Below are 5,458 nucleotides of genomic sequence, written 5' to 3'. Positions count from 1 at the left end.
GTCACGGAGCCCGAAACGATTTCGTCAAGCCAGCGACGACCTCGGGCGATGGCGCTGACGAGGCGCGCGCGACGTTCGATCCGCGTTGGGCGGATTTCATTTTTGGGAATGCCGTGCGGGATAAGAATTTGCCTCGATTTCCTGGTTGGCGGCTTCTGCCACGGGATCGAGAGTAAATAGTCGTCGGCCGCGTCGGATGTTTCTTCGTCGTCTGCTGACTTCAACCGAACAGCTAGACGATCCTCATGCACATCGATACGCACGACCTGCTCCAAGGCCGCTTTGCTATCTCTAACGTGAGTTTGGCTGAAGGCCGGCTTCTGCTTCTGAGCGATCAGATGCTCATTGAGAGACTTAACGATGATGTTTTCGATGTCGGTCGCCGGAACACGGGAGATCGACCCGACTGATGCAGTTTTGGATTCTCCATGCAGGTGCGGAAGCGAGACGTAATAGCGATAGCGAACGCCGGCCTTGGTTGCATGGGTCGGAACCATGCGATGACCGACATCGTCGAACAAAAGTCCGGTCAACAGATGGTCGCTCGCGTTCCGCGTCGTGGATCGGGTGGTCCACTGATCCGTGAGCTTTTGCTGGACCGCGTCGAATAGCGCGCGATCCATGATCGCTGGCTGTTCGCCGGGCAGGATCTCGTCCTTGTATTTGACCTCACCCACATAAAAGCGATTGCGCAGCAGATAGAACAGCGAGCCACGGCCGAAGAGAACACCCCCGCGGGTGGCACCGGTCGCGAGCAGTCTAGATTTGGTTCGGATATCCCGCTCCCGGAGGTCTCGCACCAGTGCGTTGACGCCGCCAAGTTCGAGGTAGCGTCGGTAGATCAGGCGGACCCGCTCTGCCTCGTCCTCGACGACGGCAATCTTGTCGTCCTTCATGTGATAGCCGAGGGGAAGGGGACCACCGACCCAAAGACCTTTTCGTTTGGAGGCAGCAATCTTGTCGCGGATGCGCTCCGAGGTGACTTCCCGCTCAAACTGGGCGAAGGACAGAAGCACGTTGAGCGTCAGCCGGCCCATCGAAGTCGTGGTGTTGAACTGCTGGGTGACCGAGACGAACGACACGCCATGTGCATCGAACAGTTCCACCAGCTTGGCAAAGTCGGCCAGCGATCGCGTCAGGCGATCGACCTTGTAGAACGACAATAACATCAAGCTTCCGAGAGCGGATATCGTCCAGCAATCTCTGCAGGTCGGGACGATCGGTGGACCCACCGGAATATCCGCCGTCATCATATCGCGACCGGATCAGGGTCCAGCCGGCATGGGCCTGACTCTTTATATAAGCGGACGCGGCATCGTATTGGGCGTCCAGCGAATTGAACTCCTGGTCGAGCCCATGTTCCGTGGAGACGCGGGTGTAGATGGCACAGCGGACGGGCCTGATCGAAGTAGTCTTCATGATTGCGCCCCTGCGTCCAACCGATCTTCTTTATCTCTCAGGCCAAAAAAGCGCGGCCCGTTCCATTTGGTTCCGGTGATCGCGAAGGCGACCTTGGAGAGGCTGTCATAGGTCCGACCATTCCAGGCAAAACCATCAGCCATCACCATTACCCGTTGCGATCGACGATCCCACTCTCGTACCAACACAGTTCCCGGTATTAGTTCAGTCCGCTTCTGATCGAAGCGTACGAGACGCGCGGACATCTTCGCGCCGGTGTCCTTTGCGTCCGTCCGATCAAGCACCCGCCCGGTCTCACGATCTAAATCGCCAAGGCGGTCGGCCTGAATCCGATACGCGATGATTGCGAACAGCAAATGTCGTGGCAGGTGATCGGGCGGCGGCCTCTGAAATATGCTCTGCCATCTTGAACGAAGACCTTTGAGATCGAGACCGCGCAGATGCGCGATCTCGTCCTCAATGGAAGTTTTAGTCGAGACGCGACCGCTGCGACGCTGTCTCCGACATCGCATCACGCCGCCTGCTTCACGCGATCGGCGGTGGACGTAGCCTTTCCATCCTTGATGCGGTAGACTCAACCTTTGTCGGTCTGTTCAGAAACCAGATTGAGACCGAGCTTCTTGCGGATGACGCCGGCAAGAAATCCGCGCACTGAATGTTGCTGCCAATCCGTGGCGGTCATGATCGCCGCAATCGTCGTTCCCGCAGGCGCCCGCAGCATCGCAAGGATGCGGGCGTGCTTGGTATCGGGCCGCATTGTCGTCTTTGAAGATGAGGGCGCTAACCGCTTGTGAGTCTTAGATTTGCTGGTGGATCGTGAAGTGGAGCGGGCCGTAGCCTTAGGCTTCGACTTGGGTTTGGTCATGGAATCCTCTGAGTTTCGTGCGACGCCATCCGCCGCACCACCTCAGCCCCGCCCGGGCAAAACCCCGGCAGGGCAAGACCCCGAAGCGCGCATTCGCCACTTCTAAGTCACCACAGCAACGCTCCGGTCAAACCGGTAAGCCAGTCAAATCTGAGCAAGATAGTTGCTCTTTTGACAGCAATCATGGCATGCATAGGGCCGGTTCGAACTGCATTCCCGTTGGCCGGTCGCTCGCTTCTCGATCCGCCCCAGCGGGGCAGAGCGCTCAGCTTTGTCGGGCGATCTGGTTGATCAGACTTACGGCATTCAGCAGCGTTGTTGCCTCATAGAGCGGCTGCTCGATGTCGAGAGCGACTTCGAGCCCCTTCTCATGAAAGCCCGCACCGGCGCAGGCATCGGCCGCGCGCCCTATTCCCGCGGCCTTATCAAGCTGGTTACGGATTTCAGTCAGATATGCCTCAATCGTTGCCTCGACTAAATGCGCGTCCATCGGCGTCAACTCCTCTGCCGACGCCACACATGCTTCCTGCTCCGCCGAAGTCGAGCGAAACCAGCGCAATCATGTTGCTCATTTCGCGCGATTCGGAGCATGTTCAGGTTTGGCTTCGATGATGACACGGATTGCTTGAATTTCGGGAGGTGCGAGGTGGCCAAGAATAACTCCGAACATTGGTTTTCGAAAATCGCAACGGAGACAGCCAACGGCAGCGGTCGTCCGTGGGCATTCGGCATTGCGGGAATGTTCGTCATCGGATGGCTTTTGACGGGTCCGATCTTTCATTTTTCGGATACTTGGCAGCTGGTCATGAACACCCTCAGCAGCATCGTTACCTTTCTGATGGTCTTCCTGATCCAGAATGCGCAAAACCGGGAGAGCACAGCACTTCAACTGAAGCTGGATGAATTAATTCGTGTTACTGAAGCCAGAAATAAGCTGGTCGGTATTGAACGGTTGTCCGAACCCGAACTTGAGTCTGTGCGCGATGAGATCGAGAAATAGGTTGATCTCAATGAGCGGTCCCATGGATCGATTCCGCTCGGCAATCAAAATAATAGGGTTCGAAGCCCAACGCAAAAAGTGTAAACAGATGTTGCGCGCGCTAATGTCATGAAGTTCAAAATTTGACGGTGGTTCGCAAACCGAATACGGCCGCATCCCGAATTCTCTTGATGTGGCTGGGATCATTAGGATCGACGGACCCGCCAGCGGGATGAGCTATATACTGCAACACTGGCTGAACCATCCATCCCGGCTTGACCTCCGCCTGATAGGTAATCTCAAACACCGCTTCGTGGTCGCGAACAGGAACTGGTGTGTTTGTGAAATATTGAACGTCACGATCAAGTTGCTGAGCGGCGTCGGCGATCCGGGCATACGCGAGCGCAATCCCAAACTTGTCGTTCGGGCGCGAAGGCGTGACACCTGAAAACTGCAGGCCTCCGTCGACATACAGATTAATGAGATTGCGGTCGGACGGGCTTACGGAAGCCCGTGCGAAAAATCCTACGCCATTGTCTGAACCGGCCGTAGCCCGCGAGAGCAATTGCTCGTAAACAATAAAAAGACCGTGATTTGAGCGCAACTGGCCGGGCACTCCAGACCCGTGCGGATCGGCCAAGGAAATATCTTGAGCAGTGAAACGTTGATCATTGAAGGGTCCAGCATGGTACCAACCCCCGGCGTAGATTGAGGCAGGCAGCTCGCGACCCTTATCCCCCACGTCAAAGTCAAACTTCAGTTGACCCAGGATCAATGGGGGGTCATTCACGCGGAATGCGAGCCCATCGGGATTGCGGATTTGTGGATTATCCGGACCCGTCCCCGCAGCATTTCCATCGAAGATAGCGGCGAAAGCGGTTATTCGGTCGGAGAGCTGTGCTTTCACGCGTATTCCCGGGACCGCGAGAGGCGGTGAAGGGCCGCCGCTCGGCAGGTTGATCCCGACGATGGCGGGCCATCCGAATGTGGAGTTGATGAACATGTCGTCGTATTTGCTATCGAAGAATTCGACGTCGGCCGCTTGCTGACCTAGGCGAATTGAAATCTGGTCGTTCATCAGCGACTGCTCAATCCACAGCTCGTAAAGTCGCGTGGCAGGCAGCGCTTCGATGTTACTGGCAAGCATCAGATTGCCGATATAATCTCGCGAAATTCCTTGGCCGTGGATTTGAAACATATTTGCGTGGAACTTGGCCCCGGTCCAGCCGATCGCTTTTTCCAGATCCACATCGATCCCGAGGTCAAGACGCCCGTCGTAGACAGCGCCGCGCTTTGCACCGCCTGAAACATTGACAAGAAACTCGCCGATGTAGGTCGCATTGAATTGCACGCCAAGTTGCGCTAGCGCTGCCGGAACAATGCTCTTGATGACGCCCGTGTCGGGCGGCTTTACATCCTCGGCGTCGGCGCTAGATGATAAGCCCCAATAGTCAAAGTTCATCACACCGATGGCGAAGATAATCCGTGAGACGACTTTAGTGAAATGAAGCGGCATGCAGCTCACGACAATTCGTGGGTTTCCGGTTGAGGACCATACCTATGCCGCCGGGCAGCTCAATGGGCTCAGCAAAACGGCTATCGCAGGACACAACGCAACTCCGCAACTGCTGAACCGAATTTAAGGCGGGCACCGATCGATTCGGACAAGGAGCGGTAACAGCTATTTCGGCTGCTGGTCAGTCTTCGGCCTCGCTGCCTCCTGGGCCCGCTGAGCCATCCATGCATCGTATTCTGGTGTCCCGCGGCGCGGCGGTACACCTTCCGGCAAACTGCGCCGCTTTCTGCATCCAGAGCCGGCCGAGCAAGGCATTGCGGCTAGGAAAGCGATGATAGATCGACCCAGATGACGCGCCGAGACGGTGGCTGATCGCGCCGATGGTGAAATACGTTTCGCCAACGCCCGTGACTTTTAATCATGGGGTCGAGGGTTCGAGTCCCTCCGCGCTCATCAGCAAAATCAGGCATTACTTGAATTTCTGCTTCCCAACACCCGCGAGCTGGGAAGCGTGTGGGAAGCGCCGCCATGTCTGATCAAGACGATTGGGATTTTGCCGGCGCCGACGATGCTAAGGCGAAGCTTCGCGCTGCGATGGCGTTTCTGCTCAAGGGCACTACCAACACCGCTCGCCACGTCGCTGCGCTGGAGATTATGGAAATCCTGCGCCAGGTCGCGA

The 5,458-nt window shown here is 56.7% G+C and carries 6 protein-coding genes, 1 tRNA gene and 1 pseudogene; 2 read left to right on the top strand and 6 right to left on the bottom strand.

What is annotated here, in order from left to right; genetic code table 11:
* The 4 genes and pseudogenes from E8A46_RS29560 to E8A46_RS29545 form a co-directional block, all read right to left on the bottom strand.
* Positions 1–1,419, bottom strand: a pseudogene (locus tag E8A46_RS29560) (recombinase family protein); the annotation flags it as partial.
* The gene (locus tag E8A46_RS29555) at positions 1,416–1,997 is read right to left on the bottom strand and encodes a DUF2924 domain-containing protein (RefSeq protein WP_363252842.1); all 582 of its coding nucleotides are present in this window, start codon (positions 1,995–1,997) and stop codon (positions 1,416–1,418) included. The pseudogene E8A46_RS29560 and the gene E8A46_RS29555, both read right to left, overlap by 4 nt.
* Entirely contained in the window at positions 1,994–2,284 is a 291-nt protein-coding gene (locus E8A46_RS29550) for a DUF3489 domain-containing protein (protein WP_291568693.1), read from the bottom strand. The genes E8A46_RS29555 and E8A46_RS29550 overlap by 4 nt, the downstream gene beginning before the upstream one ends.
* 265 nt (positions 2,285–2,549) lie before the next feature.
* Positions 2,550–2,774: a hypothetical protein gene (locus tag E8A46_RS29545; protein ID WP_291568691.1), complete on the bottom strand. Its 225-nt coding sequence runs from the start codon at positions 2,772–2,774 to the stop codon at positions 2,550–2,552.
* Between the two features lie 156 nt (positions 2,775–2,930).
* On the opposite strand from E8A46_RS29545, the gene E8A46_RS29540 reads away from it, so the two are divergent.
* Positions 2,931–3,284 carry a low affinity iron permease family protein gene (locus tag E8A46_RS29540; protein WP_291568689.1) on the top strand — a complete coding sequence of 118 codons (354 nt, stop codon included), beginning with the start codon at positions 2,931–2,933 and terminating at the stop codon, positions 3,282–3,284.
* Positions 3,285–3,399: 115 nt separating this feature from the next.
* Here E8A46_RS29540 and E8A46_RS29535 read toward each other — a convergent pair whose 3' ends face one another.
* Together E8A46_RS29535 and E8A46_RS30555 are read right to left on the bottom strand one after the other, a co-directional pair.
* Positions 3,400–4,779 carry a carbohydrate porin gene (locus E8A46_RS29535; RefSeq protein WP_291568688.1) on the bottom strand — a complete coding sequence of 460 codons (1,380 nt, stop codon included), beginning with the start codon at positions 4,777–4,779 and terminating at the stop codon, positions 3,400–3,402.
* 181 nt (positions 4,780–4,960) lie between these two features.
* A complete protein-coding gene (locus E8A46_RS30555; RefSeq protein ID WP_363252844.1) occupies positions 4,961–5,161 on the bottom strand; it encodes a TetR family transcriptional regulator in 201 nt (66 codons plus the stop codon).
* Here E8A46_RS30555 and E8A46_RS29530 point away from each other — a divergent pair.
* A tRNA-Lys gene (locus tag E8A46_RS29530) sits at positions 5,154–5,230 on the top strand. The two genes, E8A46_RS30555 and E8A46_RS29530, sit on opposite strands and share 8 nt — an antisense overlap.
* The last annotated feature ends 228 nt before the right edge of the window (positions 5,231–5,458 follow it).

Origin of the sequence: Bradyrhizobium sp. (genome assembly GCF_004799445.1) — a bacterium.
Taxonomy (GTDB): domain Bacteria; phylum Pseudomonadota; class Alphaproteobacteria; order Rhizobiales; family Xanthobacteraceae; genus Bradyrhizobium.
Note: the sequence above shows the minus strand (reverse complement) of the source record. Positions and strands in the feature narration are given on the sequence as shown.